Source organism: Halopseudomonas sp. 4NH20-0008 (assembly GCF_057548395.1).
Genome location: NZ_BAAJMD010000004.1, coordinates 86,272 through 113,225, shown reverse-complemented (window position 1 = coordinate 113,225; position 26,954 = coordinate 86,272). Strand labels below are relative to the sequence as shown.

23 protein-coding genes are annotated in these 26,954 nt (G+C 57.9%); 18 read left to right on the top strand and 5 right to left on the bottom strand.

Annotation, left to right across the window (positions count from 1 at the left end):
* Positions 1-20: 20 nt before the first annotated feature.
* A complete protein-coding gene (locus AC27HQ_RS05735) occupies positions 21-1,694 on the bottom strand; it encodes a carboxylesterase/lipase family protein (protein ID WP_487155130.1) in 1,674 nt (557 codons plus the stop codon).
* A gap of 209 nt (positions 1,695-1,903) precedes the next feature.
* Here AC27HQ_RS05735 and AC27HQ_RS05730 point away from each other — a divergent pair, with 209 nt between their 5' ends.
* From AC27HQ_RS05730 to AC27HQ_RS05695, 8 genes are all read left to right on the top strand, one after another.
* Positions 1,904-2,803 carry a radical SAM protein gene (locus AC27HQ_RS05730; RefSeq protein ID WP_487155129.1) on the top strand — a complete coding sequence of 300 codons (900 nt, stop codon included), beginning with the start codon at positions 1,904-1,906 and terminating at the stop codon, positions 2,801-2,803.
* 10 nt (positions 2,804-2,813) lie between these two features.
* The gene (locus AC27HQ_RS05725) at positions 2,814-3,413 is read left to right on the top strand and encodes a DUF4823 domain-containing protein (protein ID WP_487155128.1); all 600 of its coding nucleotides are present in this window, start codon (positions 2,814-2,816) and stop codon (positions 3,411-3,413) included.
* 9 nt (positions 3,414-3,422) lie between these two features.
* The gene (locus tag AC27HQ_RS05720; protein WP_487155127.1) at positions 3,423-4,007 is read left to right on the top strand and encodes a DUF1285 domain-containing protein; all 585 of its coding nucleotides are present in this window, start codon (positions 3,423-3,425) and stop codon (positions 4,005-4,007) included.
* Between the two features lie 264 nt (positions 4,008-4,271).
* A complete protein-coding gene (locus tag AC27HQ_RS05715) occupies positions 4,272-6,425 on the top strand; it encodes an adenosylcobalamin-dependent ribonucleoside-diphosphate reductase (RefSeq protein ID WP_487155125.1) in 2,154 nt (717 codons plus the stop codon).
* A gap of 82 nt (positions 6,426-6,507) precedes the next feature.
* Positions 6,508-7,218 carry a TSCPD domain-containing protein gene (locus AC27HQ_RS05710; protein WP_487155124.1) on the top strand — a complete coding sequence of 237 codons (711 nt, stop codon included), beginning with the start codon at positions 6,508-6,510 and terminating at the stop codon, positions 7,216-7,218.
* Positions 7,219-7,401: 183 nt separating this feature from the next.
* Entirely contained in the window at positions 7,402-8,190 is a 789-nt protein-coding gene (locus AC27HQ_RS05705; RefSeq protein ID WP_487155122.1) for an alpha/beta fold hydrolase, read from the top strand.
* Positions 8,191-8,234: 44 nt separating this feature from the next.
* Positions 8,235-10,340, top strand: a complete 2,106-nt coding sequence (locus AC27HQ_RS05700; protein WP_487155121.1) for a PQQ-dependent dehydrogenase, methanol/ethanol family — start codon at positions 8,235-8,237, stop codon at positions 10,338-10,340.
* A 181-nt stretch (positions 10,341-10,521) separates the two neighbouring features.
* Positions 10,522-13,242, top strand: a complete 2,721-nt coding sequence (locus AC27HQ_RS05695; protein ID WP_487155119.1) for a LuxR C-terminal-related transcriptional regulator — start codon at positions 10,522-10,524, stop codon at positions 13,240-13,242.
* 71 nt (positions 13,243-13,313) lie between these two features.
* Here the strand turns inward: AC27HQ_RS05695 and AC27HQ_RS05690 are convergent, their stop codons facing one another.
* Together AC27HQ_RS05690 and AC27HQ_RS05685 are read right to left on the bottom strand one after the other, a co-directional pair.
* On the bottom strand, positions 13,314-14,684 hold the full coding sequence (locus AC27HQ_RS05690; protein ID WP_487155117.1) for a DUF1329 domain-containing protein: 1,371 nt from the start codon (positions 14,682-14,684) through the stop codon (positions 13,314-13,316).
* Positions 14,685-14,703: 19 nt separating this feature from the next.
* Complete coding sequence (locus AC27HQ_RS05685; protein ID WP_487155116.1) at positions 14,704-16,512, bottom strand: DUF1302 domain-containing protein; 1,809 nt, start codon at positions 16,510-16,512, stop codon at positions 14,704-14,706.
* A 254-nt stretch (positions 16,513-16,766) separates the two neighbouring features.
* On the opposite strand from AC27HQ_RS05685, the gene AC27HQ_RS05680 reads away from it, so the two are divergent.
* Positions 16,767-18,320 carry a DNA recombination protein RmuC gene (locus tag AC27HQ_RS05680; protein ID WP_487155115.1) on the top strand — a complete coding sequence of 518 codons (1,554 nt, stop codon included), beginning with the start codon at positions 16,767-16,769 and terminating at the stop codon, positions 18,318-18,320.
* A gap of 35 nt (positions 18,321-18,355) precedes the next feature.
* Here AC27HQ_RS05680 and rnk read toward each other — a convergent pair whose 3' ends face one another.
* Entirely contained in the window at positions 18,356-18,763 is a 408-nt protein-coding gene (gene rnk / locus AC27HQ_RS05675) for a nucleoside diphosphate kinase regulator (RefSeq protein WP_487155114.1), read from the bottom strand.
* 166 nt (positions 18,764-18,929) lie between these two features.
* Between rnk and AC27HQ_RS05670 the strand changes: the two genes are divergently transcribed.
* The 9 genes from AC27HQ_RS05670 to AC27HQ_RS05630 all read left to right on the top strand — a co-directional run bounded on the left by AC27HQ_RS05670 (position 18,930) and on the right by AC27HQ_RS05630 (position 26,121).
* Positions 18,930-19,904, top strand: a complete 975-nt coding sequence (locus AC27HQ_RS05670; protein WP_487155113.1) for an urease accessory protein UreD — start codon at positions 18,930-18,932, stop codon at positions 19,902-19,904.
* Positions 19,905-19,917: 13 nt separating this feature from the next.
* Positions 19,918-20,220, top strand: a complete 303-nt coding sequence (ureA, locus tag AC27HQ_RS05665) for an urease subunit gamma (protein ID WP_487155112.1) — start codon at positions 19,918-19,920, stop codon at positions 20,218-20,220.
* Between the two features lie 14 nt (positions 20,221-20,234).
* Positions 20,235-20,540 (top strand): urease subunit beta, encoded by a 306-nt coding sequence (locus AC27HQ_RS05660; protein WP_487155111.1) that lies wholly within the window; start codon positions 20,235-20,237, stop codon positions 20,538-20,540.
* The gene (gene ureC, locus AC27HQ_RS05655) at positions 20,540-22,240 is read left to right on the top strand and encodes an urease subunit alpha (protein ID WP_487155110.1); all 1,701 of its coding nucleotides are present in this window, start codon (positions 20,540-20,542) and stop codon (positions 22,238-22,240) included. The genes AC27HQ_RS05660 and ureC overlap by 1 nt, the downstream gene beginning before the upstream one ends.
* A gap of 10 nt (positions 22,241-22,250) precedes the next feature.
* Positions 22,251-22,733, top strand: coding sequence for an urease accessory protein UreE (gene ureE / locus AC27HQ_RS05650; protein WP_487155109.1), 483 nt, complete (start codon positions 22,251-22,253; stop codon positions 22,731-22,733).
* A complete protein-coding gene (locus AC27HQ_RS05645) occupies positions 22,723-23,400 on the top strand; it encodes an urease accessory protein UreF (RefSeq protein WP_487155323.1) in 678 nt (225 codons plus the stop codon). The genes ureE and AC27HQ_RS05645 overlap by 11 nt, the downstream gene beginning before the upstream one ends.
* A gap of 11 nt (positions 23,401-23,411) precedes the next feature.
* Positions 23,412-24,059: an urease accessory protein UreG gene (gene ureG / locus AC27HQ_RS05640; protein ID WP_487155108.1), complete on the top strand. Its 648-nt coding sequence runs from the start codon at positions 23,412-23,414 to the stop codon at positions 24,057-24,059.
* An 11-nt stretch (positions 24,060-24,070) separates the two neighbouring features.
* On the top strand, positions 24,071-24,649 hold the full coding sequence (locus AC27HQ_RS05635; RefSeq protein WP_487155322.1) for a HupE/UreJ family protein: 579 nt from the start codon (positions 24,071-24,073) through the stop codon (positions 24,647-24,649).
* A gap of 110 nt (positions 24,650-24,759) precedes the next feature.
* Entirely contained in the window at positions 24,760-26,121 is a 1,362-nt protein-coding gene (locus tag AC27HQ_RS05630) for a TAXI family TRAP transporter solute-binding subunit (RefSeq protein WP_487155107.1), read from the top strand.
* On the opposite strand, the gene AC27HQ_RS05625 is transcribed toward AC27HQ_RS05630, so the two are convergent.
* Complete coding sequence (locus AC27HQ_RS05625; protein ID WP_487155321.1) at positions 26,079-26,942, bottom strand: alpha/beta hydrolase; 864 nt, start codon at positions 26,940-26,942, stop codon at positions 26,079-26,081. The two genes, AC27HQ_RS05630 and AC27HQ_RS05625, sit on opposite strands and share 43 nt — an antisense overlap.
* Positions 26,943-26,954: the final 12 nt, after the last annotated feature.

Below are 26,954 nucleotides of genomic sequence, written 5' to 3'. Positions count from 1 at the left end.
TTGTTGTTAGCCACTGCAGATTAAGGAAGAGGAAGGAGTGGTGGGTTATTCCATACGCTTTCACACTCATGGAAGGTGCGGAAATCACTAACTGCTACAGAGGCTGGAGTTGGGGCATCCAGGCGAATAATGTTGCCACCATCGATGTAGCGTGGCCATTCGACCGCCTCTGCTGCACCGTCAGTACTGTTCGGATCTGTGAATTTGGCAAAGTTAGCCCAGTATTCGGCCATATAGTCAGCCAGACTGAGTTGGTTTTCCCCTGCGCCGCGTTCCGTCAAAGTATCGAACGTATTCAACACATATTGAATTTCAACCGTATGTGATGCCCCTAGTGGGAAAGGTGATGTTATTGGAAGGGGATTCGGGGCATTGCGGTCTGTAAACCAGTAGCCCCAGGTATCTACGCGGTCTTCAAGTAGACTCCATTGGTTATTGTTGGGGCAGTTAAAGCGCCAGTCCGTACCAATTTGTGTATATGCGGTAATGAATGGAATTGGGTTTAAAGGGTTTTGTTTCTCTAAGTAAATATCGGCAATTTCAGCGGTGTCCAGGCGCGGATTTTCGCTGAGCAGTGTTGCTACAGCAGTTCTGTAGCCTTCTTCGCTTTGAAGGTTTGCTCCACCTGCAATTGCAAGAAGAGTAAAGAGAGCGCCTTCCTCCAAGTTACTGCCGATCATCACCGGAACCTGGTTAAAGTTTCCTGAAGTGAGGGAGGCATTAATAGATGTCGGGAGGGTTGGCGTCCCAGTCACTGGAATAATACTTGCTGGCTGCTCAGCCAGTATCTCGGCAACACTAAGGTTACGTAAACAGGTAACCAGTGCTGTGCCTTCTTCACCGGCGCAACTGGTTTCGTTGATGAAGGGTTCAGCAAACAACGTTTGGCCACCCGGGATGACGGTGAAACCCAGATCAAGATCTGCAAGTGGGATTTGGTCGCCGTTATAGGAGCCGCTCTGCACGATGGCCTTTTGGAAAAGCCCTTCAGCGCCGGGTGAGGCCAGTTGGCTGAGAACACTGTGACCGCCAGCAGACTCTCCAAAAATGGTGACATTATCAGGGTCGCCATCAAAGGCGCTGATATTGTCTTGTACCCATTGCAGAGCCAGTTGCTGATCTTGCAAGCCGAAATTGCTGCCCTCAAGGGCGGCGTGCGGAAGGAAGCCAAGCATGCCCAATCGGTAGTTGATGGTAACGACGACGATACCTTGCTCAACCAGTCGTTGGGGTTCGTAGCTGCTTCCACCATCCCCACTTACGAACGCACCGCCGTGAATCCAGACCATAACCGGATACTCGCCTGGCTCGGCAGGGGCATACACGTTGAGGAATAAGCAGTCCTCGTTATTGCTGGCCGGGCCAAATGCTCCACCGGCCTGCGGGCAGGCGCTGCCAAACTGGTCCGATAGTGCAATCTCTTCTTCGTGCTCAGGTGCTGGCTGTGGTGAAGCAAAGCGTCGCTCACCAACCGGCGCTTCACCATAGCGAATACCGCGAAAAACGCGCATATCATCCAGGTTAATACCAGTATAATCGCCTTGAGTTGTGCTGGCTCTTGGCGGCTCTGGCGGGGTGCTTCCGCCACCGCCACCACCGCTGGACAGACAGCCAGTCAGTGAGATGGCCAGTAAGGCCGACGCCAACAAGGTGAGAGTAGGGCGCATAGGCGACCCTTGGCGAAATTGTTGCATTGTTCTTGTCCTTTTTAAGAATAATTGCCGTGTGTGGGCCATACTGCGAGTAACACTCAGGCCGAGCCGATATTCAATTCTGTCATTCGCATGCACAGAAACTAACTTCGATAGCTGCCAAGTGCCATGCCCCTATAAAGGTGATGTCTTGCATAGGTGAATTGGGGTATGTTTGCAGCCATTTGTTTTTATTTTTCAGGAGTGGCTTCATGCGCGCAGTTCAGGCGTTCCCCATCAGTTATATCGAGCCGGTTTTCCGTCCACCCAGCGAAGCCCACTCACTGATTCTGCCGGTCACCAATGGTTGTTCCTGGAACCAGTGCACTTTTTGCGAAATGTATACCGCGCCGCAGAAAAAATTCCGGGCCCGTGATGAGCAGCAGGTGCTTGAAGATATCCGCCGCAGCGGTGAGCAACTGATCGTGCAGCGGGTTTTTCTGGCCGATGGCGATGCCATGATCCTGCCAACCCGTCGCCTGCTTTCTATTCTCGAGGCGATCCGTGAGCATATGCCCACGGTCGAACGTGTCACGTCCTATTGCCTGCCGCGCAACCTCAAGCGCAAGTCAGTGGAAGAGTTACGCGAGTTACGCGAAGCCGGGCTGGCCATGCTCTATGTCGGTGCCGAATCCGGTGATGATGAGGTACTAGAACGGGTCAATAAGGGCGAAACCTTTGAATCTACCGCCGAGGCCCTGTTGAAGTCCGGTGAGGCCGGGCTGCAGCGTTCGGTGATGATTCTCAACGGTCTGGGTGGCAAGGCCCTGAGTGAGCAGCATGCGCGAAACTCGGCGCGGCTGATGAATCTGACTCAGCCGGAGTTTCTCTCGACCCTGGTGGTCAGCTTTCCACAGGGACTTGAGCGTTACCGTGAGCGTTTCCCCGATTTTGAAGAGTTGGATCAACCCAGCCTGTTTGCCGAACTGGAAAGCCTGATTGATCAGTTGCAACTGGACAATACGGTATTCCGCAGCGACCATGCCTCCAATGCACTGGTGTTGAAGGGTGAGCTGGGTGCCGACAAGGAACGCTTGCTGGCGCAGGTGCGAAGCGCCATAAACCAGCCGGAGCATGCCAGACTGCGACCTGAGTGGATGCGAGGGCTGTGAGGATATGAACATGCTGCGTTGGACAATCCTGATACTGACGTTGGCTGTGCTGGGTGCCTGCATGAAGCCTTCCGATATGCAGACAAGTGCGCGCCATTATCTGGGTGACGCCGGTCTGATGAACCATTACGAGATCACTCGCAGTGCCACCTGGACATTGCAGTCGGACTCCGCACTGTTTATTTCACAAGGCCATTTTTTGCCCGTTGGGCACAGCTATTCCCGGCCCAATGTGGTCGCCGAGGAAACCTTCGCCGCAGCCGTTCAAGTCTTTCCTCGGGTGCGTCGGGCTGAACAGCCACAGGGTCTGGAGCAGGCGTTGGCCGAGGCCCGCAGGCACGGCTCGGATTACCTGCTTTACGGTCGCTTTGCCCGCGCCCGGGACGCCGTAGGCGATCTTGAACACTGGAACGAGTCGCAGCAATTTGCCGATCTGGGTCTGGACAAGGCCGTTCTTCAACTGATGTTGCTGGAAACCTCAACTGAGCGCCTGATTGATTTTGCTGTGATTCAGGCACGCGGTGGTTTTCTGCAGTTTTATCAGGCCGAGCCTGAGGATCTGCTACGCCGTCCGTTGGAAGATTACACCCGTCGCCTGCTGGGTCGCTGAGGAGAGGTTATGAGTCTGCGCGGGTTGCCACCCCAGTCATTGATCGACAGCATTCCTGGCCTTGGCTCGAGCAAACCGCGTGAGCCGGCACCGGTGCACCTGTGGCATCCACCCCTCAGCGGTGAGATGGATATGCACATCACCCGCGACGGCACCTGGTACCACGAAGGTGGCCCGATCCGCCGCAAAGCTCTGGTGCAGCTGTTTGCCGGTATTCTGCGACTGGATGATGATGGCCGTTATTACCTGGTGACCCCCGTCGAGCGCTGGGCCATTCAGGTGGATGACGTGCCCTTTGTCGCTACCACCTTGCAGGTGCAGGGAAGTGGCACAGATCAGGTTCTGGTCTTTACCACCAATCTGGAGGAGCAGGTCGAGGTCAACCTGGAGCACCCTATCCGAGTGGTGGTGGATGCCGAGACCGAGGAGCCATCGCCGTACGTCCGCGTCCGCAGCAATCTGGATGCCTTGATCAGTCGCACGCTGTTCTACCAGCTGGTTGACCTCGCGGTTGAACATCAACATGGCGGACACGAGGTTTTGGGTGTCTGGAGCCATGGCTACTTTTTTCCGATAGACGGCTCTCTACCCTAATCCGAGCCGTCCTGAATTGATCGGGCCGCGAACCTGGCGGCCTGTCGGCTTTGGCAGCCGCCCAGAAGTCATCAGGCTTCGCTCAAGTCAAGCAAAATAACCCCTTTTTTCTGCCTCGAACGATATTGATCTTTACCATATCTGGGTCTAGGATTGCCTCCAATGCACAAGAAGTAGTGTTTCTTTCCCGCAGACTCCCCAGGACGTCGTCTTTCCTGATGGGTTGGTTCTACGGGGCGTATCGGAGCATTTCAGGAGATAAGAATGAGCCAGACAGCCAAGGTGCAGCGCTTGCACAACGTGGTAAACGATATTCCCATGCAACCAGCTTCGCTGGATATCTGGGATACCAAATACCGCCTCAAAACCAAGGAAGCGGTAGCCATCGACAAGACCGTTGATGAGACCTACCAGCGCGTTGCCCGTGCCATTGCCGATGTCGAAGCTCCTGAAGTGCGTGAACACTGGTATGAACAGTTCCTCTGGGCGCTGCGCCATGGTGCCATTCCAGCCGGACGCATCACCTCGAATGCCGGTGCGTTGGAACACAAGCCTGCTACCTCGACCATCAACTGTACCGTGAGCGCCACCATCGGTGACTCGATGGACGACATTCTGTCCAAGCTGCACGAGGCTGGTCTGACGCTGAAGGCTGGCTGTGGCATCGGCTATGAATTCTCTACCCTGCGCCCCAAGGGTGCCTATGTCTCCGGTGCAGGTGCCTACACCTCCGGCCCGCTGTCGTTCATGGATATCTACGACAAGATGTGCTTCACCGTGTCCTCCGCCGGTGGCCGTCGTGGTGCCCAGATGGCGACCTTTGATGTCGGTCACCCGGATGTCATGGATTTCATTCGCGCCAAGCGCGAGGGTGGTCGCCTGCGTCAGTTCAACCTGTCGTTGCTGATTACCGAAGACTTCATGAATGCGGTGGCTGCAGACGCGGACTGGAAGTTGTCTTTCCCGCTGACCCAGGCTGAAGCCGATGCCGACAAACTCGACGTCAACAATGAAGATCAGGTGATCTGGCGCGATCTGCCCGCTACTGATCGCTACTTGCGCCGCGAAGATGGCAAGGTGGCCTGCCGCGTGTCCAAGGTGATCAAGGCTCGTCGTATCTGGGATGTGATCATGTCCTCGACCTACGACTTTGCTGAACCTGGCTTTATCCTGATTGACCGTGTCAACCAGATGAACAACAACTGGTTCTGCGAGGAAATTCGCGCTACCAACCCCTGTGGTGAGCAACCTTTGCCGCCGCACGGTGCCTGCCTGCTGGGTTCAATCAACCTGACGCTGTTTGTCCGTGATCCCTTCACCGACAAGGCCAGCTTCGATTGGGAGGAATACCGCAAGGTAGTGGATATCTTCACCCGCATGCTGGACAACGTAGTCGAGATCAATGGTCTGCCGTTGGAGCAGCAGCGCAACGAAATTTTCCGCAAGCGTCGCCATGGTATGGGCTTCCTCGGGTTGGGCTCGACCATGACCATGCTGTGCATGAAGTATGGCGAGGCCAAGTCCCTGGACTTCACAGAACAGGTGTCCAAGGAAATGGCTATCCAGGGTTGGCGTACCGCCCTGCAGCTGGCTGAAGAGAAGGGTGCTGCGCCGATCATGGACGAGGAGTTCACGGTCACCGAAGCCATGCTGGCCAAGCGGCCCGAGATGCGCAAGGACGGTATCAAGGCCGGTCAGGTAATCAAGGGCAAGGTGCTCTGGGCCAAGTACAGCCGCTATATGCAGCAGGTTGCCGCAGAAGATGCCGGGTTGGTCAAGGCATTGGTTGAGAAGGGTGGTCGCTTTACCCACCACAGTTCCATTGCCCCGACCGGGACCATCTCCCTGTCACTGGCCAACAACGCCTCCAACGGTATTGAGCCAAGCTTTGCCCATCACTATTACCGTAACGTGATTCGTGAGGGCAAGAAGTCCAAGGAAAAGGTCGACGTGTTCAGCTTTGAACTGCTGGCTTACCGTCACTTTATCAACGCCGATGCGCTGCCGAGCATGGAAGCCGGTACCCGTAATCTGCCGGATTACTTCATCGCTGCCGATGATGTCAAACCGACCGAGCATGTTGATGTGCAGGCCGCTGCGCAGAAGTGGGTGGATTCTTCGATTTCGAAAACCGCCAACGTACCGACCGATTACCCTTACGAAGACTTCAAGGATATTTACCGCTACGCCTTCGAAAAGGGTCTCAAGGGCTGCACCACCTTCCGCTTCAATCCGGAGGCCTTCCAGGGTGTTCTGGTCAAGGAGCAGGATCTGGCCAACACTACCTACCGCTTCACGCTGGAAGATGGCAGCGAAGTTGAGGTCAAGGGTAACGAAGAGATCGAATATGACGGCGAAATGCACAGCGCTGCGAATCTCTACGATGCCTTGAAAGAAGGCTACTACGGTAAATTCTGATTCGCCGGTGCCCGGCTGATTGCCGCGGCACCTGCCTTATAGACAAGCAAGGCCCCGCACGGGCGGGTAGAGGGAACACATCATGGCATTGAAAATATCCAGCAAGATTGTCAATTACGCAGTGGTCAAGGCGGATGACAGCGCCGCGGCAGCTGCCTCCCTCGAGGCGGCTGCAGCCAACGACCAGCTCGAGGAAATGCACGAGAAACTCAAGCGTCCCGAGTTCCTCGAAGGCTCAACCTACAAGATCAAGACACCGAATTCCGAGCATGCCATTTACGTCACCATCAATGACGTGATTCTCAACCATGGCAGCGATCATGAAATTCGTCGGCCCTTCGAGATCTTCATCAACTCCAAGAACATGGAGCACTATCAGTGGATCTCGGCACTGACGCTGATTATCTCCGCCGTGTTCCGCAAGGGCGGTGACTGTACCTTCCTGGTGGAAGAACTGCGCAGTGTGTTCGATCCCAAGGGCGGCTACATGAAGCGTGGCGGTCGCTGGATGCCGTCACTGGTGGCCGAGATTGGCGATGTGCTCGAGCAGCACCTGACCCGCATCGGCATGCTGACCAATGAGATGGACGATCATCAGCGCGCCTATCTGGAGCAGAAGCGCGCCGAATTCGTCAGCCTGCAGCCACAGGGGCAGACCGACGCCTCCTGTGATGACAGCGCCAGTGCCTATCCGGCCGGTGCGCAGATGTGTGGTAAATGTCATACCAAGGCAGCGGTACAGATGGATGGTTGCATGACCTGCCTGAACTGTGGCGACAGCAAGTGCGGTTAACCTGCTGATCCAGTCGACGCGTCAACTGACAAAGGCCCCTCTGAGGGCCTTTGTCATTTCTGTGGTGTATGCCGTGCCATACCCCATTGCACACCCCCCAACAGGGGGGTGAAAGAGCCCTGCCGGGCTGCCTAGGATCAGGTAAGTGTTCATTTACCATGAGCTCAGCGCCCGGAGTCAGTCATGCCCGACATCACACTGAAAAGCGCAACCCTGTATTACCAGCGTCATGGCCAGCGTGGTAAGCCGACCTTGTTGCTCAGTCACTCGCTGTTCTTCGATCACAGCATGTTCGATCCCCTTGTTACCCGTCTCTCCGCGCATTTTGACCTGCTGGTGTATGACCATCGAGGGCAGGGGCTTAGCAGCCGTGAAGGGCCGCTGGATATGGATCAGTTGGCTGAGGATGCGGCCGAGCTCATTACTGCTCTGAACCTGGCGCCTTGCTACGTAGCCGGCAACTCCATGGGCGGCTTTGTTGCGCTGCGGCTGGCAGCACGCCACCCGCAGTTGCTGGCAGGCTGCATCGTCATGGGTAGCAGTGCCGACCTGGAGCATAACCTGGCGGCGTTCGAGCCCTTGGTCGAGTCCCTTGCTGTGCAGGGCACGGCAGCCCATATCGACGCACTGATGTACATCATGTTTGGTGATCGCAGTCTGGGAGATCCTGAGGCTGCAGCGATGCTGGCGCACTGGCGCAGCAAAATGCAGGGCCTGGGGACTGGCATTGCCGCCGCTGCCAGCGCCGTTATCCATCGAACCAGCCTGATTGACGAGCTTGCCGGTGTATCTGTTCCGCTCCTGGTGCTGGCCGGCGAGCAGGATCACGCCTACTCGGTGGCCTTGTCAGAACAGATTGTCCATTGCGCTGGTCACGGCGAACTCAGGGTGATCAGTGGCGCAGGCCACTCGGTCGCGCTCGAAGCGCCGCAGCAGGTGGCAGATGCGCTTATTGCCTTTGCCAAGAATTGAAGCCCTTTAACGCTTAACCGCTCGCGTCAGAAGAGACCATTAAAATGAAAACAACAAGACAATCTGCCAGCACAGCACTTGGCCTGGTTCTGACCGGACTGGCCGCCTTGTACGCCTTGTCGGCCCAGGCTGCCAAGGTCGATGAAGCGGCATTACGGGCGCTGGAAGAGGGGGGTGGCGAGTGGCTGAGTCACGGTCGCACCTGGTCAGAACAACGCCACAGTCCCCTGACCCAGATCAACGACGACAGTGTTGCTCGTCTTGGCCTGGCCTGGTCCATTGACCTGGATAACAACCGCGGTCTGGAAGCCACGCCCCTGTATAGCGACGGTGTGCTCTATACCTCGCTCTCCTGGAGTCGGGTGATGGCTGTGGATGCAACGTCCGGCGCGGTTCTCTGGAGTTATGATCCTCAGGTAGACAAGGCCAAGGGTCGGCATGCCTGTTGTGATGCGGTCAACCGCGGCGTTGCGCTGTGGAATGGCAAGGTCTATGTCGGCACGTTGGATGGCCGACTGGTTGCACTGGACGCCGCTACCGGCCAACCGGTGTGGACCCAGCAGACCACAGATAACAGCCAGCCTTACACCATTACGGCAGCACCGCGGGTGGTCAAGGGCATGGTGATGATCGGCAATGGTGGGGCCGAATTCGGTGTCCGTGGTTATTTCTCGGCCTACGATGCCGAGACCGGCGAGATGCGCTGGCGCTTCTATACCGTGCCTGCTGCGCCTGATCAGCCGGTCGAGCATCCCGAGTTGGTCGAGGCGGCCAAGACCTGGAGCGAGGCTACCAATTGGTCGCTTGGCGGGGGTGGCACGGCCTGGGACAGCATGGCCTATGATCCCGACCTTGATCTGCTGTATGTCGGTACCGGCAACGGCTCACCCTGGAACCGGGAAGTACGCAGCCCGGGCGGTGGCGACAACCTGTTCCTGTCGTCGATTCTGGCTATTCGCCCTGATACCGGTCGACTGGTTTGGCATTATCAGGTTAACCCAGGCGATACCTGGGATTTTACCGCCACACAGCACATGATCCTGGCCGAGATGGAGATCGCCGGCAAAGCGCGCAAGGTGCTGATGCAGGCGCCCAAGAACGGTTTTTTTTATGTGCTCGACCGTGAGACGGGTGAACTGTTGTCTGCGGAAAAGTTTGGCAAGGTGACCTGGGCAGAGCGTATCGATATGGCCACCGGTCGTCCGGTAGAAGTCCCCGGGGCACGTTATGAAGACGAACCCGTGGTCATGTGGCCAAGCCCCTTTGGCGCGCACAACTGGCATCCCATGTCGTACAACCCGGCCACCGGGCTGGTTTATATTCCCTATCAGGAGGTACCCGGCACCTACAGTAACGAAGGCCGCAGTTTCGTCCCGCGCAAGGCCTTCAATACCGGCTCCGGTAGCTCGGAGATCCTCGAGCTGCCGAGGGATTTCACCTCGGGCGCGCTGATAGCCTGGAACCCGCTCACGCAATCAGCCGCCTGGCGGGTTGAGCACCCCAATCACTGGAACGGGGGTACCCTGACGACGGCAGGCAATCTGGTGTTTCAGGGCACAGCTGCGGGCAAATTTGTCGCCTACAGCGCGGACCAGGGTCAGACCCTCTGGCAGTTTGACGCCCAGACCGGGGTAATTGCCGCGCCCATGACCTATCAGCATGGTGATCACCAATACGTCGCCCTGATGGCGGGCTGGGGCGGAGCAGCGGCGCTGTTTGGCGGGGATGCGGCGGTTGCAACAGGTGTGCGCAACGTCAGCCGTCTGCTGGTGTTTCGTCTTGACGCCCAGGGCAGTTTGCCGGCATTGGCTGAGATAACACCGCCGGAACGTATCCCGGAACCGGTGGTGGCGGCCAGTACGGATATACAGGCCGGCCTGGTTCTGTATAGCCAGTATTGTGCTGTTTGCCATGGCACCGGTGTGGTGGGTGGTGGCGTATTACCGGACCTGCGTTACTCGTCGGCACCGATTCGCGACGCCTATCAGGTCATTCTGCGTCAAGGTGCCCTGGCATCATTGGGTATGCCTGACTTTGCCGAGAGTCTGAGCGAACAGCAGGTAGAACAGATCAAGGTGTACGTGCGTCAGCGGGAATATGAAACCCATATGCAAGCCATGCAAGCTGTCGCAGAACAAGACACAAATTAATACCGAGTAATTGCTCTAATTACAGCTATCTTTATGCTAGGCTCATGGTCAATTGGGGGACTTTCCATGGGTCGCAGCACGGCCAAAAGCGACCGCAATCTGTGTTCGCGTCCATGTGATCCGCCAGCCAATAACAACAAGAGGCCACTATTGGCCCGCGCGTATCAGGATGACCTGGCCGATGATCATCAAAGGCACTGCCCTTGCTCTTCCCCGACTCGTAGTCGATAACCTCGACCCGGGTCAGGATCTGCCCCTGTTACTGACGACCAAGCTGGTACCGCCCCGATTAGGGCGCGGGATTTTGCCCAGACCACGTCTGGAACGCCTGGCAGAGTCGGTATTAGATACACGATTAACCGTGCTTAGGGCACCGCCGGGCTATGGCAAGTCGACCTTGGCGAGCATCTGGAGTGCTGCGATTTCAGCCCAGGGATCAGCCGTTGCCTGGTTATCTCTGGATCCTGAGGACCAGTCGGTCCAGCGTCTGTTGTTCTATCTTGCTGCGGCCTTGAATCGCGCTGATCCGGCATTGGGCCGGGCCTGTTTAAGCCTGCGCGCCGAGCCGAACTTCTTTGCTGTGGAAACCCTTGTCAGTTTGCTGATCAACGAGCTCAGTACTTTTGATCGTCCTGTGGTGCTCTTTATCGATGATTGCCATGTGGTTGAAGACCAGGTGCTGGAAGCAGCGCTACGTTTTATTCTGCAGCGTGCACCGGCCTGTTTACAGGTTGTTCTGCTCAGCAGGCGGCAGCTGCCTGCCGGTTTGACCCGTCATCTGTACGCCGACGACCTGCAGGAGATCGATTACGATCAACTGCGTTTCAGCCTGGATGAGACCCGTGATTTGCTTAGAAAAGCCGGTGTAGAGCTTGAGCAGGCCAGTGATCTGATGCTGATCCAGCAACATTCCGAGGGTTGGATTGCGGCGCTCAGATCCTTCCTGTTGACCCCGTTGATCACGCCGCAGGGTCAGCCGCGACTGTTGACGCGCAACATCTCACTGTTGTTTGCCGAGCAGATCGTCAAGCTGGATGCATCTCTACTGCCCGCATTGACCTTTCTTGGCCTGCTGGACAGCTTCAGTGAGGCACTCATAGCTCATCTGTTTGGTCAGTCTACCGCTCTGAGATTGCTGCATGAACTTGACCACCATCAGCTATTTTTTGTTTGCCTGGATGACCATGATGTCTGGTATTCACTGCATCCAATGCTGCGCAGTTATCTGAAGAAACAGTGTCTTGAGCAGTATCCGGGCCAGGCCGCCGCCCTTCAGCAGCGCGCTGCAGAGTGGTTTGCCGAGCGGCAGCTGTGGCTTGACGCCATTCGTCTTGAATTGGATGCCGGTCAGTCGGAGCGAGTGGCGGAATGGATCAACAACTGTGCGCTCGATCTGCTTGAGTGCGGTGATTTCAGTACCTTGGTGATGCTCGACAAGCGCTGGCAACAACAGGCTGACCAGGTTGGCTTGCCGCTCAAGCTGGCGCGCGCCTGGGCTTTTGGCCTGGCACTTGAAGGCGCCAAGGCACAGGCCTTGCTGGACGAACTTGAGCAATGCATTGAGCCTGCCGATCAGGCCAGCCAGACCTTGTATTGGGAAGTGCAGGCCTTGCGGGCCATGCTGCTGGGACTGGCGGATCACAACAAGGTGTCCGGCCCGCTGGCGCAACGCTGCTATGAGGCTGTGGCACATCGTCCCTGGATTACCAATGTGCTGCTCAATCTGATGAGTTGCAGTCATTATCACGCGGCAAACTGGGACGCGTTTTACACCGTACCGGCCACCTTGAGTGATGGTCGGCTTAGTCCGCCGATGCTTTTTCATGACTGCTACAGACATGCAATACAGGCGCTGGCAGAGAGTGCGCAGGGTCGTCTGCAGGCCGCCCATGAGGGCGTTCAAATGCTGCTGGCCAAGGTGCACAACACGGCTCACAGACAGTTGCACAGACCCAACCCCGCGTTGCTGGCGCTGCCCCATGCCATGCTGGCGCAGATCAGTTACTGGCGCGGTGACCTCACGCAGACCGAGAAGCACCTGGCAGAATCCATCGATTTTGTTGCCATGGGTGGCTTTCTTGACTGCATGGCGGCGGCTTACTGCACGGATGCCCGTCTGCAGGTGCGCCAAGGCGCCATGACTCGTGCTCGACGGACCCTGGAACAACTGGATTCATTGGCACAGCAGCGTGGCTGGGCGCGTTTGCGGGCGCGGGTATTGTTTGAGCGCACCTGGTTGAACCTGCTGGATCATAAACCCCGCAAGGCCATCGCCTGCAGTCACTCGTTGCGCGAGATGGATCTGAACGAATCGACCGATGGCAGTCTCGACCGACGACTGCTTGCCCACCTCAGTGCGCTGTGGCTGGCCCTGAACGGACTGGAGCAGCGCAGCGATCTGGTTGTCGATTGTGAGGTTTTGCTGAAAGAGCTTGATCAGCGGCAATTGGTGCTGGCCCATGCCGAACTGGGTTTGACCCTTGGGGCGCTATACAGCCTTGATGGGTATTCCGAACGAGGGCAGTTTTTGCTCGATCAATGCCTTGATCAGGTATGCAGCATGGGTGCGGTCAGCCTGATTCAGGATCTGCCCTTGCCGCAAGCCTGTGACCGGCTGATTGGGCATGTCTCGGAGGACTGGATAACCCGGGTTGAAGCGTTGCTGAGTGGCTCTGCCGGTATGGTCAGCCAAGCCTGCTGTAATGCCTTGCTGGAGCTGACTGTCAAGGAGCGCCAGGTCATGCAACTGGTGGCCGAGGGCAAGTCGAACAAGCAGATTGCCCGCGACCTGAACGTGACACCGGAAACCATCAAGTCGCACATGAAGAGCATTTTTGCCAAGCTCAAGGTTGAAAATCGCGCGCAGGCAGCCGTCATGCTGCAGAGCGGATATGCTCAGTAGCTGGATTGCTTGGAATTCCCATAAAAAAGGCGCCACCCGGATAAACCGGGTGGCGCCTTTTTGCCTGCTTTCTAGCGAATGCCGGATGCGCGCAGGGCGTTGGGGGTAAAGTCCGCTGAGGCGGCGCGGAAACTGAAGTCGTAGTTGCTCCGCTCTTCGTTGGTCATGCCCAGGGCTACATAGCGACCGTTTTGCAGGTCATACAGGGTTTCTACTGCGTAGCTTGGAACCTGGTGATCAAAGCGTTGCATGCCAACCGCTTCAGCCACGCGCCACAAGCCACCACGGCCATCGTAATGATCAATCGCAGACGCCTGCCAGTTGTCCTCATTGATGAAGAAATGACGCTTGGCATAGACATGGCGCTGGCCATCCTTGAGCGTCGCCTCTACCTCCCAGACACGGTGCAATTCGTAACGCACTAGATCCTGATTGATATGACCAGACTGGATGATGTCGTCGTACTTCACCTCCGGTGAGGCGATTCGATAGTTGTTATAGGGGATCAGCAACTCGCGCTTACCGATCAGCTTCCAGTCATAGCGGTCCGGTGAGCCGTTGTAGAAGTCGTAGTTATCCGATGTGCGGGTACCGTCGGAACCAAAGGCCGGGCCGTCATAGGCCACCTGGGGTGCCCGACGCACACGACGTTGACCGGCATTGTAGATCCAGGCCAGACGGGGTTCCTTGAACTGGTTGATATTCTCGTGCACCAGCAGCACGTCACCGGCCAGTCGCGACGGCGACAGTACGCGTTGGGTGAAATAGAACATCAGGTTGTCAGAGATAGTCGGGCCGTAGTCATTCAGTGCGGTAGCAAAGGTGAACTCATCCTGGAAAACCACCATGGTGTTGGCGCCATTGGCCTGGGGTGTTGCCTGGGCAATGGTGCGGGCAAAGGAGCCGCCACGGTAGCGGGTAATATGATTCCAGATGACTTCCACACCGCTTTGGGGGATAGGGAAGGGGTAGGCACTGTCAAAGTTCTCCAGACCGTTGCCGCCTTCAGCCAGGCGGGTGTTCACCGCGTTGCGAGCTACCGCATCAAAGATTTCCTGGGGTACGGTATTGCTGCGCCGGGTTTGATACACATGCATCCGGTAGGTTTCCGGATAGCGGGTAAACATGGCGATCTGACCGGGACTAAGGTTGTCGCGGTACTGCTCCATATTCGCTGCGGTCACGGTGAACTGACGTTGGTCGCCGGCAAAAGGGTCGGCGTAGAAACCCTTGGCATCGACTGCCGCTGCATCCCTGGCCAGACCGCCGGTCCACGCTGGAATGGTGCCGGCCGCATTACCGGCACGCTCGGCGCCCATGGGGGTCAGGGTGGTTTGCAAGGCGGCGGCCTGCTCGGGCGACACAGCCGCCGAAACCGACATGGCCAGGCTGCTCAGGGCGAGCACGGACAGTGTGCGTCCCAGATGTTTTACTGATTTCATATGCATGTCTCCATCCTGGTCAGAAGTTCACGCCGAGGCTGACTGCCACAAAGTCCCGATCGACGTTGGTGTTGAAATCACCGTCGAAGAAATTCGTGTAGTTGATGCTGGCGTTGTATTTATTGTTGTAGATGGCATTCAGGCCTAGGCTCAGCGCCTTGGACCCTTCGTTGAAGTTCGGACCGTAGCCTTCCACATCCCAGGCAAAGGCCAGATTGGGTTTCAGGTTGATACCGGCATAGCCGCTGTAATCCAGCTCGGCGACGGTACGCAGGCCCCAGGAATGCTGGGTGTAGAAGCCGTCATTGGTGCAGTACTTGGGTTGTGCCGCATTCACGCCTTCGCAGACACCGGGAACAGCCAGGGGGCCTGAACCATATAGTGAGTCACGGCCAAAGCGCAGCTCAGTCGGGCTATCTTGAATGCCGCCGATATGGTTGTATCCGACCTCGCCGACCAGCGTCAGGCGGTCAGCGCCCATTACGTTATCGATAAAGTTGATAACGGTGACCTGGGCCTGGGTAACCGGCATGCGCTTGTAGCCGTGAAGATCGGTGCCCGGTGCGGCAGGCACGCCAAACACGGTGCCGCCGATGCCCGTGGCGTTAACCGGGGTAACAGGGTTGCCGCCAGCGCCCAGAGCAGCGCCGACCAAGTCATTGGTGCTGATCTGCAGGGGCATGTTGGGTCGATAGCTGACTTCGCCTGAAACAGACATGCCGCCCACATTGGTCTGGAAACTCAGACCGTACAAACGGATGTCCTCGGGGTACTCGATGAAGTAATTGGCGTCCAGAGGGACCTCAAATACGCCGGTATTGTTGTTGAAGCCAAATCCAGCTGGGTTGCCTGTTCCGGCTGTAGTGCTGAAGACAGGATTACGGCTGTGGTAGTTCATCATGAAAAAGCCGAACTCGGTTTGATTCAGGCTATCGACAAACAGACGGAAGGCCACACCGAACTGACCACTGTCACGGGCTTCACGGGTTTTCGAGCGGGGAACATAAACAAAGGGATTGAGCGGGTCAGCCGGATCATTCAGTTGTGTGCCGCCGACACCCACCTGGTTGCAGCCTCGAGCCACCGAGTCGGTAAAGGAGAAAAAGGTGCCGCAGTTATCCAGCACAGTCGGCTCCCAATCCAACTGATAAAAGGCTTCCATCCCCAGGTTGTCGGTCAGGCTTTGCGATACAAACAGCATGTTGACCGGAATCAGACCTTCCTTGATCTCGGCGCCGGGACGCCGGAAGGCGGCTACATCAATCGGGTTGATGCTGTTGATGCTGTTCTGGATAAAGGTACTTTCACCCCAGCTGACCACCTGCTTGCCAACGCGGACCGAGCCTGGCAGGTTGCCCAGGTTGTAGTTGTGGTACAGAAAGGCGTCGAGTAACTGTGCACCTGATGACTTGGCCGCGTCTCGGCGCCCGCTGTCATTGATGTCATAGAGTTCGCGGCTGCCGTCCATCAACTCGAAGTCGTACCAGTACTTTCCGCGTATGAAGACACCGGTATCGCCATAGGCCAATGACAGATCATGGGTGCCTTTGAAGATTTGCGAGAACATCTCGCCCTTCTTGAAGTTCAAACGGCCATCGTCCGAGTTGGCTGCATTGGCACCGCCGCCATTGCCAACCCAGATCAAGTCATCATCTATGCTGCTGGTGCTGAAACTGGCGCCAACGGACAGTTGTGAATCGAACTGGCCTTCGATCTCGCCCAGGTCAAAGCGAACTGCCTGGGCCTGGAAGGAGGTGGCAACGGCAACGGCAATGGTCAGGGGCTTTAGCAGGGTACTGAAGGATTTTCTTGTTGTTATCCTAGTCATGGTATTCCTCGCGCCGGGCGCTTGTTGTTATTGGGAACCCTTGGCAAGTGCATGCTGGCTGTTGTTGGCCATCCTGAGAGCCCATAGAGGCTCCCGCACTGATATTGACACTATGCGCAAGGTTGTCAGGTATGCCCCCCCCTAATGGGGGGTGTGAAGCTGAAATCCGCGGCTGGTATGGGTTTGTTGTCAATCCTGCTTACAATGCGTGGGCGCTGGAGGGATAATGCCTAACCCGCAAAGGAGAAAAATGCATGCCCCTGAATGACTCACTGGTACTGGCTGTGGTGGTGCTTGCCCTGTTGGCCGCCTGGGGCCTGAGCAGTTGGATGATGCTACGCCGTTCGTCACAGCTGCAGGCCTTGCTGCAGGCCGCGCAACAACAGCAACAGCAGTTGCAGTTGGATCTGCATCACCAGCATTCTGCCCAGGCCTCACTGGAGGCGCGCTATGAGCTACTGCAGGTCAGTCTTGAGGAACTCAGAAGCCAGCAGCTAACCAGCAGTAACCGCCTGACCGCTTCTGAGCAGGAGCGTCAGACCTGGCAGTTGCAGGCTGAACGCGCACAAACGCTGAGCGCCGAGCAGGCCCGCCAGATTGATGAGCTGCGCCGCGAGCGTGACGCCCTGCAGAGCCGCTTGCAACAATTGCAGGAAAACCATGAGCAGCTGGGGCAGGATCACTCGACGCTGAAAAATACCCTGGAGCACCGGCAGCAGCATTTTGCCGAGCAGCAACAGTTGCTCAAGGACAGTCGCGATCAGTTGAAAATGGAATTCGAGCAGCTGGCCGGCAAGATCTTCGAAGCCAAGGGCCAGGCGTTTTCGCAGCAGAGCCAGCAGTCGCTGGATGCACTGCTCAAACCCTTTCGCGAGCAGATCGATCAGTTCCGGGCCAAGGTTGAGGATATTCACCACAAGGACACCCAGCAACAGGCCACGCTAGCCAGTGAACTGCAGCATCTCAAGGAATTGAACCGGCAGATCACCCAGGAAGCGCATGATTTGAGCACGGCCCTGCGTGGACAGAAAAAGACCCAGGGCAACTGGGGTGAACTGATACTGGAAAACGTGTTGGAGCGCTCAGGTCTGCGCGCCGGCAAGGACTTTCAGCGCGAGGTCAGCATGACCACCAGTGAGGGTCAGCGTCAGCGTCCTGATGTACTGGTGTACCTGCCGCAGGACAAGCATCTGATCATCGATGCCAAGGTTTCGCTGAATGCCTATACCCGTTATATCAATAGTGAGGACGACACCGAGCGGCGTGTTGCGCTGAGCGAGCATGTACAGGCGATCAGTCAACGTATCCGTGAACTCTCGGATCGCAATTACTTTGAATTGCCCGGACTCAACGCACCTGAAATGGTGTTCATGTTCATTCCCATCGAGTCGGCCTTTGTCGAAGCCTTGAAGGCCGATGAGAGCCTGTTTCAGAAGGCCATCGAGCAGAATGTGCTGGTCGCCACGCCGACCACGTTACTGACCAGCCTGAACATCGTTCGGCAGCTCTGGCGCTTCGAGGACCAGAATCGCCATACCGCCGAGCTCGCCGAGCGCGCCGGTAAGGTGTACGACAAGCTGCGCACCTTTTTGGGTAGCATGGACGGAATTGGCAAGAGCCTGGAGCGGGCCACTGATGCTTACCAGAAGGCCTGTGATCAATTGGTCAATGGCCGTGGCAATCTGGTCAAGCAGGTGACCGACTTCAGGGATCTGGGGGTGTCGGTCAGGGCTGAGCTGGATGAGGATTGGACTGATCGGGCGGCGCTGGAATTGAGTCGCAACAGTCAGGACGCTGACCCGGAATAGGGCGGGTGCGTCCTGCTGGTCGGCGCCGCCTCAGATCAGAGGTGGTAGTCGCCGTTGGCTTCCGGCTGGTACAGGATGTCGACAATCTTCAGTTTCAGGGGGCGGCCGTTCGGGCCTTTCCAGTCAATTTGCTGGCCGGTTTTCAGGCCCAGCAGGGCAATGCCAACCGGCGCCAGCACCGAAATGGTCCCGGGCTGTCCGGCCTTGTCGGGGTAGACCAGGGTCAAGACGAATTCTCGCTGACTAGCCTCATCAATAAAACGCACCGTCGAGTTCATGGTGACAACGTCAGCTGCGATACGCTTGTGATTGACCACCCGAGCCCTCAGCATTTCGCCCTCAAGGGACTCCAGCAGGTCAATCGGGGCATCCAGCGCGGCCAACACCTGGTCAAGACGCTGGACATCCAGTTGGGTCATCACAATAGCGGGTGATTTGTTCATGGCGAACGGAAAGACTCCTTGCTTGGATTAAAAAAAGTGTGGGAATGACTGCGGCTTGCAGCCACCACTGACACTATCACAGGTAATTGTTTTAGCAAGGCGTCTACGACCAAAGCACAGGCTAAAGCATTATTTTGGTGCGCGCGGCGATGCTGGCACTTATTTGGTGCGCAGTTTGTTCGAGCACAGCCTGTGCAAGCCTGCACAGCTGGGTACTGGGCTACTGGCACGACCCTTGCTCATCCAGATCAACGAATCGGATCACATAGGGATGCGTACCGGGATGACGGCTGCCTGGCACCTCGAACAACATGACAGTGCGCTCAATTGGCAGGCTGGACTGAACCTGGGTTTTGTCCACTGCGATGGGCGCAGTCTTTTGCAGCATCTCAGTCACCGTGGCCCCCTGCGCGTTCAGCGGGCCTTGCATCCCGAAGGACCCGCCTGTCCCCATCTGTATATCCTGCATCCGCCTGGTGGCTTGGTCAGCGGTGATCATTTGCGCCTGCAGGTCGATATGCATGCCGGTGCTACGGCGCTCTTGACCACCCCGTCTTCCGGCAAGTTCTACCGTGCCCGGGACAACGGCACGCTGCAGATCCAGCACAACCGTTTCAATCTGGCCGAGCATAGCAGTCTGGAATTTCTACCCCAGGACAGCATCGCCTATGAAGGGTGTAACGCCCGCTTGGTGACGCGTATCGACCTGGCGGCCAGTGCGCGTTTCTGTCTCTGGGATCTGCTGTGTCTGGGCCGCCCGGCAGCGAACGAAGGCTTCGCCCATGGCCGGGTTGAGCAGTGCCTGGATGTCTGGCGTGAAGGACGCCCGGTGTATATCGAGCGCAACCGCTTTATCGGTGGTGATCCTCTGCTCAGCGCGCGTTGGGGACTGGCCGGACAGGGCGTCAGCGGTACCTGGTTGGCCAGTCTGACCCTGGATCGCGACCGGCTTGATGCCCTGCGCGAGACCTTTTCCGCTGTCCCCGAACTGGCCCTGACACAAAGGCACGGGCTGTTGATTGGCCGCTACCTGGGGCAGGATGCCGAGCAGGCACGGTTTACCTTTATGCGCCTCTGGCAACATCTGCGCCCTTTGATCAATGGTCGGGCAGCTTGCCCGCCACGTATCTGGAATACCTGACAGGAGTAACACCATGGAGCTGACACCCCGGGAAAAGGACAAGTTGCTGCTGTTTACCGCAGCCCTGGTGGCCGAGCGCCGACTGGCGCGCGGCGTGATTCTGAATTACCCCGAGGCGGTGGCCTATATCAGCGCCGCGATCATGGAGGGCGCACGCGATGGGCGGAGCGTGGCCGAGATGATGAGCTTTGGCCGCACCCTGCTGCGTCGCGATCAGGTGATGGCGGGTGTGCCGGAAATGATTGCCGAAGTTCAGGTAGAAGCCACCTTTGCCGACGGTACCAAACTGGTCACCGTGCACAACCCGATACCCTGAAGGGGAGAGAGCAGATGATTCCCGGAGAAATCCAGACCCGGCCAGGCAGTCTGGAACTGAATGAAGGTCGCCAGACCATCAAGCTGACCGTTGCCAACAGCGGTGACCGACCTATTCAGGTCGGCTCGCACTATCACTTTGCCGAGACCAATGCCGGCTTGCAGTTTGACCGTGAGGCGGCGCGGGGCTTTCGCTTGAATATTGCTGCCGGCACAGCCGTGCGTTTTGAGCCCGGCCAGTACCGTGAAGTCGAACTGGTGGCCCTTGCCGGAGAGCGCAAGGTATACGGTTTTCGCGGTCAGGTCATGGGGGTGTTGTGATGAAAATTGACAGGCAGGCCTATGCCGAAATGTATGGTCCGACCACCGGGGATCGTGTGCGTCTCGGTGATACCGAGCTGTGGATCAGCGTTGAGCAGGACCACACCTGCTACGGCGAAGAGGTCAAGTTCGGCGGTGGCAAGGTTATCCGTGACGGTATGGGCCAAAGTCAGCGAGTCAGGGCGGAAACACCGGATACGGTGATCACCAATGCCCTGATCCTGGATTGGTGGGGCATCGTCAAGGCCGATGTGGCCATACGCGATGGATTGATAGCGGCTATAGGCAAGGCCGGTAATCCGGATATTCAGCCGCAGATTGATATCGTCATTGGTCCGGGCACCGAGGTGATTGCCGGGGAGGGTATGATCCTGACCGCCGGTGGCATCGATGCGCACATTCATTTCATCTGCCCGCAGCAGATCGAAGAGGCCCTGATGTCGGGGGTCACCACCATGCTCGGCGGCGGCACAGGCCCGGCTACCGGTACCAATGCCACCACCTGCACGCCGGGGGCCTGGCACATCGGCAAGATGTTGCAGGCAGCGGAAAGCTTCCCCATGAACCTGGGTTTTCTTGGCAAGGGCAACGCCAGTTTGCCAGCGGCACTGGAAGAGCAGATCAAGGCCGGCGCCATGGGCCTGAAACTGCATGAGGACTGGGGAACCACCCCGGCGGCGATTGACTGCTGTTTGAGCGTGGCGGATGTCTATGACGTGCAGGTGGCGATTCACACCGATACCCTGAATGAGTCCGGTTTTGTCGAGGATACCCTGGCGGCTATCAAGGGCCGGGTTATCCATACCTACCATACTGAAGGCGCCGGCGGCGGTCATGCTCCGGACATCATCAAGGCCTGTGGCGAGCCGAATGTATTGCCGTCATCAACCAATCCGACGCGACCTTACACCGTCAATACGGTGGATGAGCATCTGGATATGCTGATGGTCTGCCATCACCTTGACCCAGCCATTGCCGAAGACGTGGCCTTTGCTGATTCGCGTATTCGCCGTGAAACCATTGCTGCTGAAGACATACTCCATGACCTGGGCGCCTTCTGCATGATTTCGTCCGATTCCCAGGCCATGGGCCGGGTAGGTGAAGTGGTGACCCGCACCTGGCAAACCGCACACAAGATGAAAGTACAGCGCGGCCCGCTGCCAGAGGACGATGACTGGTCGGACAATTTCCGCGCCAAGCGCTATATCGCCAAGTACACCATCAATCCGGCCATTACCATGGGTATATCCCATGTAGTCGGGTCGGTCGAGGTCGGCAAGCTGGCGGATCTGGTGCTCTGGAAACCCGCCTTTTTTGCCACCAAGCCCAGTCTGATCATCAAGGGCGGCAGCATTGCTGCAGCGCCCATGGGCGATCCGAACGCGTCAATTCCGACGCCCCAGCCGGTGCATTACCGGCCCATGTTCGGAGCCTTTGGCAGCGCCATGAACAGTACCTGTCTGACCTTTGTCAGCAAGGCAGCGCTGGAGGCCGATATTGGTGCTCGACTGGGTTTGAATCGACGCCTCGAAGCGGTCAGCCAAACCCGCAGCATCAGCAAGGCCGACATGAAACTCAACGATTACCAGCCGAAGATCGACGTCGATGCCCAGACCTATGTGGTCAAGGCAGATGGTGTTGAACTGCTGTGCGAGCCGGCAGAAACCCTGCCTCTCGCACAACGCTATTACCTGTTCTGAGGAGGCGGACATGCTGGAATGCCATGAATGGCTTGAGGGCAGCGGCCCGGCTCATCATGAGTTGGAGCTGACCTACGAAAAACGTACGCGTAGCCGTCTTCGCGCTACTACCCAGTCGGGTATCGAAGTCGGTCTGTTTTTGCCGCGTGGGCGGGTGCTGGCAGAAGGTGACCGCTTGTTGGCCACCGATGGCAGCGTTGTCGTTATCCGCGCCCGGTCGGAAAAACTGTCGCAGGTCTGTTGTGACGACCCGCTGTTGCTGTCCAGGGCGGCCTACCACATGGGTAACCGGCATGTGCCGCTGGAGATCCAGCCGGGGAAACTGCGTTACCTCTGTGATCATGTGCTGGACGCCATGCTGGTTGGTTTCGGGCTGAATGTTGAGTCGGTGCATGCGCCCTTCAACCCGGAGCCGGGTGCCTATCACAACCATGCCCACAGTGTCGCAACGCCGCCGGCACCCCTGTTACGGTTACACGGTCATGGGCATTGAGGATGCCGCCTTGCTGCGGGTCATGCAGTTGGCCAGCCCGGCCTTGCCGATAGGCGGCTATGCCTACTCTCAGGGCCTTGAATATGCCATAGGTGAGCACTGGGTAACCGACCTGGACAGCGCCGCTGACTGGCTCTCCGGTCTGGCTCGCGAGTCTCTGGGGCGTCTCGATATTCCTTTGCTGCTGCGCCAGTACCGTGCCTTGCAGGCCGGTGATGAGCAAGGATTTGCCCGTTGGAACGACTGGCTGCTGGCCAGTCGGGAAACCGCCGAACTCTATCTGGAAGACAGCCAGCAGGGCGGCGCCTTGCTGCGCCTGCTGAAATCCCTTGAGAACCCGGCGGCACTCGCCTGGCGTACCGGGGAGCCGCTGGCGCTGGTCAGTGCCATGGCCATGGCCGGTCAGCATTGGCAGACCGGGGAACGAACCCTGGCGCTGGGTGTGCTCTGGAGCTGGCTGGAAAACCAGACCGGTGCAGCTACCAAACTGATTCCGCTGGGGCAGACCGATGCCCAGCGCCTGCTTGATCGTCTGTTGCCATCCCTGGGGCCTATTATTGATCAGGCCCTGTTGCTGACCGATGACGAGCTGGGCGCCGGCTTACCGGGGCTGGCCTTTGCCAGTGCCCGGCACGAACACCAATACACTCGACTCTTTCGATCCTGAGGAAACTTGATATGCATAGCAAACCTGCCCTGCGCGTCGGCATCGGTGGCCCGGTTGGCTCCGGCAAGACCGCCCTGGTGCGTATTCTCTGTGAACGCCTGTACCCCTATTACGATCTGGCGGTCATTACCAACGACATCTATACCCGCGAGGATGCCGACTTTCTGCTGCGTCATGAAGCGCTGCCGGCTGACCGGATTCTCGGGGTGGAAACCGGGGGTTGCCCGCATACGGCGATTCGCGAGGATGCCTCGATGAACCTGGCGGCCATTGCCGAATTGCAGGAACGCTTTCCCGCAGTCGAGCTGATTTTTGTGGAAAGCGGTGGCGATAATCTCGCTGCTACCTTCAGTCCGGAGTTGTCTGATCTGACGCTCTACGTGATTGATGTATCCGCCGGCGACAAGATTCCGCGCAAGGGTGGTCCCGGCATTACCCGCTCCGATCTGTTGATTATCAACAAGACCGATCTGGCACCGCTGGTCGGCGCCGATCTGGGCGTCATGGACCGCGATGCAGCCAAGATGCGTGGCGAGCGGCCCTTTGTCTTTTCCAATTTGAAAAGCGGTACAGGGGTCGATGACATCATCGCCTTTATTGTCCGTCAGGGCATGCTGCGGCCGTTTAAAGACCAGAACAAACAGGCAGAAGGAGTCTGACCATGCGCCACATTACTCTGAAAACACTATTGCTTTGCGCCAGCCTGGGTTTACCCGCCATGGCCCATGCGCACCCCGGACACATGGTCATGGAGGGCTGGCTGGCGGGACTGAGCCATCCGTTGCTCGGTCTCGATCACCTGCTGGCCATGTTGGCCGTAGGCCTCTGGGGGGCTCAGCTGGGCGGACGCGCACGCTGGTTTCTGCCGGTGCTGTTTGTCGTGGTCATGCTCGTCGGTGGCGCTCTGGGGATGGCGGGTATGATCCTGCCGGCTGTCGAGTCCGGGATTGTCGCCTCGGTTCTGGTGCTGGGTTTGATGCTGCTTTGGGCGCGTCAATTGCCGCTGCTGGCCAGTGCCTCGCTGGTCGCTGTGTTTGCGCTGTTTCATGGCCATGCGCACGGTACCGAGATGCCTCTGGACGCGTCTGCAGGCACCTATGCTGCCGGTTTTGCCCTGGCCACTGCCGGCCTGCATCTGTTCGGCCTGAGCCTGGGCCAGTGGTTGCGCCGGAGTCATGCTGCGGTGTTGTCGCGCACACTTGGCGCGCTGATCGGCCTGGCGGGTGTGGGTATGGTTCTGGCTGGTTGATAGTCTTTGCCTGGCGCACCCCTGTGACCGACAAGTCGCTGGTGCGCCAGTTCGCCCATTTGCGTTAGTGCGTTTAGACTCTACCCAGTTCACTCGCTGGAGAGCGCTACATGCATGTTCTTAAACAGACCGCCCTGTTCATACGAGCTAACCTATGGATGGTGCCATTGGTTCTGGTATTGCTCTGGGTGCTGTTCCGCTTTCTCGATCCCGCGCCGCCACGCAGCCTGGTGATGACCACCGGCGGTGAAAGCGGTGGCTATCACCAGTTCGGTGAAGCGCTCAAGGAACGTCTGGCGCGGGAGGGCCTGACCCTCGAGCTACGGCCCAGTCGCGGCTCGATGGATAATATCCAGCGGCTGACCGATGGCAGTGGTGAGGTCCAACTGGGTTTGATCCAAAGCGGCGTTGAGCAAATGGCCGATGCCAGTCAGTTGGCACAGCTGAATGGTCTGGCCGCTCTGTATCACGAGCCATTGTGGTTGTTCCAGCGTCGTGATCTGGGTATTCAGCGGCTCAGTGATCTGAATGACAAAAGGGTATCGGTGGGTGGCGAGGGCAGTGGCACCTGGTCTGTGGTGCGCAGCCTGTTCGCGGTACAGAATGACCTGCAGCGACTCGACAGTCTCAATGATGGTCAGTGGCAGGCCTTGCCCGGGCGTGCCTCGGTCAATGCACTGCTCGCCGATGAGCTGGATGCCGCCTTCTTTGTTCTGCCGGCCAGCAACAGTATTGTGCGTGAATTGATTGCCCATCCGGATGTCGAGCTGGTGGATATTCGTCAGGCCCGGGCCTTTTCTGCGCGCTTGCCCTTTCTTGCCGATATCCGGGTGCCGGAGGGGCTGCTGGATATTCAGCGCAACATTCCTGCCGGCGAGATCAGTCTGCTCTCACCGGTCGCCACCCTGGTGGCCAATGACGACTTTCACCCGGCGCTGACTGCGCTGGTACTGGACGCAGCGCGTGATGTGTTGCGTGAGGGTAATCTGATTGATCCGCCGGGTAGCTTTCCGGCGGCGCAGCCCATGGATCTGCCCCTGACTGGCGAGGCGGATTATTACCATCAACGCGGCACCCCCTTCCTGCAGCGCTACCTGCCTTTCTGGATCGCCTCCATCGTGGATCGCTATATCGTGCTGGTGATTCCCTTTATTGCCATCATGTTGCCGCTGATGCGCAGCATGGGGCCGATTTATCGCTGGCGTGTGCGTTCACGGGTATACCGCTGGTATGAGTACCTGCGGCGGGTTGACAGGCTGATTCTCAAGGACCAGATAGCCAGCGTGATCAATGACGAGATTGCCGCCCTGCATCGGCTCGAGGACGAGCTGACCCGGGTTGATGTGCCCTTGTCCTATGCCCACGAGCTGTACAGCTTGCATCTGCATGTGCGCTATATGATCCAACGTTTGGAAAGCATGCAGTCGGCTCAGGGGGCGAAGGCCGGGTCCATTACAAATTCAGCGACCTGATCGGCGATCGGTTCCCAGTCCTCAAAGGGCTTGGCCATGGCCAGCACGAGGCTGAAATGATTCAGCGAGGGGAAAACCTGGGTCTCGACCCGGACGCCAGCCCCCCTGAGTGCCTCGACCATTTGACCGGTATTGCGCTGAGGGTCAACCAGGCGATCGGGACTGGCGGCTAGCAGCAGTGCTGGCGGGCTATGACTACCGGCATGGAACAGCGGCTGCGAGTCTGCCGAGGTATCCGGGTGATGAAATATCGGCTTGACCCGCGGGTTGAGGATCGGAATGAAGTCATAGGGGCCCGCCAGTCCGATCCAGCCAGCCAGTACCTCGGCTTCCAGTCCCTGTTGCTGCAGCCAGCGCTGATCCAGCGCCAACATCGCGGCGTTGTAGGCGCCGGCACTGTGGCCCATGACAAACAGCGGCTGGGGTGTCTGCTGCCAGGACTGACGTGCCTCTTCAACCCAGGCCAGGGCGGCGGCACTGTCTATCAGGAAATCCGGGTAACGGACCTCGGGATACACACGGTAATCGGCGACCACCGTGATAATGCCGCGCCTTGCCAGGGCTTCAGCAACAAAGACATAGTGTTCACGTTTGCCACCTCGCCAGCTGCCGCCATAGTAAAACACCACGATGGGCGCCTCCTGCAGCCCTTGCCGGGGAAAGTAGACATCCAGCTTCTGTCTTGGCTGATCGCCGTAGGCCTGGTCACTGAGTACACGATAGGATGAGTCAGGTATGATCAGGTTCAGGGGTGCCAGGGGCGAACAGGCCTGCAACAGCAGGACGAGCGGCAAACACAGATAGCGCAGGGACGGCGGCATGACAGGATCATC

Coding starts and splice junctions, on each gene's coding strand:
- AC27HQ_RS05735 (WP_487155130.1), bottom strand. CDS start 1,694: ATGCAACAATTTCGCCAAGGGTCGCCTATGCGCCCTACTCTCACCTTG.
- AC27HQ_RS05730 (WP_487155129.1), top strand. CDS start 1,904: ATGCGCGCAGTTCAGGCGTTCCCCATCAGTTATATCGAGCCGGTTTTC.
- AC27HQ_RS05725 (WP_487155128.1), top strand. CDS start 2,814: ATGCTGCGTTGGACAATCCTGATACTGACGTTGGCTGTGCTGGGTGCC.
- AC27HQ_RS05720 (WP_487155127.1), top strand. CDS start 3,423: ATGAGTCTGCGCGGGTTGCCACCCCAGTCATTGATCGACAGCATTCCT.
- AC27HQ_RS05715 (WP_487155125.1), top strand. CDS start 4,272: ATGAGCCAGACAGCCAAGGTGCAGCGCTTGCACAACGTGGTAAACGAT.
- AC27HQ_RS05710 (WP_487155124.1), top strand. CDS start 6,508: ATGGCATTGAAAATATCCAGCAAGATTGTCAATTACGCAGTGGTCAAG.
- AC27HQ_RS05705 (WP_487155122.1), top strand. CDS start 7,402: ATGCCCGACATCACACTGAAAAGCGCAACCCTGTATTACCAGCGTCAT.
- AC27HQ_RS05700 (WP_487155121.1), top strand. CDS start 8,235: ATGAAAACAACAAGACAATCTGCCAGCACAGCACTTGGCCTGGTTCTG.
- AC27HQ_RS05695 (WP_487155119.1), top strand. CDS start 10,522: ATGATCATCAAAGGCACTGCCCTTGCTCTTCCCCGACTCGTAGTCGAT.
- AC27HQ_RS05690 (WP_487155117.1), bottom strand. CDS start 14,684: ATGAAATCAGTAAAACATCTGGGACGCACACTGTCCGTGCTCGCCCTG.
- AC27HQ_RS05685 (WP_487155116.1), bottom strand. CDS start 16,512: ATGACTAGGATAACAACAAGAAAATCCTTCAGTACCCTGCTAAAGCCC.
- AC27HQ_RS05680 (WP_487155115.1), top strand. CDS start 16,767: ATGCCCCTGAATGACTCACTGGTACTGGCTGTGGTGGTGCTTGCCCTG.
- rnk (WP_487155114.1), bottom strand. CDS start 18,763: ATGAACAAATCACCCGCTATTGTGATGACCCAACTGGATGTCCAGCGT.
- ureA (WP_487155112.1), top strand. CDS start 19,918: ATGGAGCTGACACCCCGGGAAAAGGACAAGTTGCTGCTGTTTACCGCA.
- AC27HQ_RS05660 (WP_487155111.1), top strand. CDS start 20,235: ATGATTCCCGGAGAAATCCAGACCCGGCCAGGCAGTCTGGAACTGAAT.
- ureC (WP_487155110.1), top strand. CDS start 20,540: ATGAAAATTGACAGGCAGGCCTATGCCGAAATGTATGGTCCGACCACC.
- ureE (WP_487155109.1), top strand. CDS start 22,251: ATGCTGGAATGCCATGAATGGCTTGAGGGCAGCGGCCCGGCTCATCAT.
- AC27HQ_RS05645 (WP_487155323.1), top strand. CDS start 22,723: ATGGGCATTGAGGATGCCGCCTTGCTGCGGGTCATGCAGTTGGCCAGC.
- ureG (WP_487155108.1), top strand. CDS start 23,412: ATGCATAGCAAACCTGCCCTGCGCGTCGGCATCGGTGGCCCGGTTGGC.
- AC27HQ_RS05630 (WP_487155107.1), top strand. CDS start 24,760: ATGCATGTTCTTAAACAGACCGCCCTGTTCATACGAGCTAACCTATGG.
- AC27HQ_RS05625 (WP_487155321.1), bottom strand. CDS start 26,942: ATGCCGCCGTCCCTGCGCTATCTGTGTTTGCCGCTCGTCCTGCTGTTG.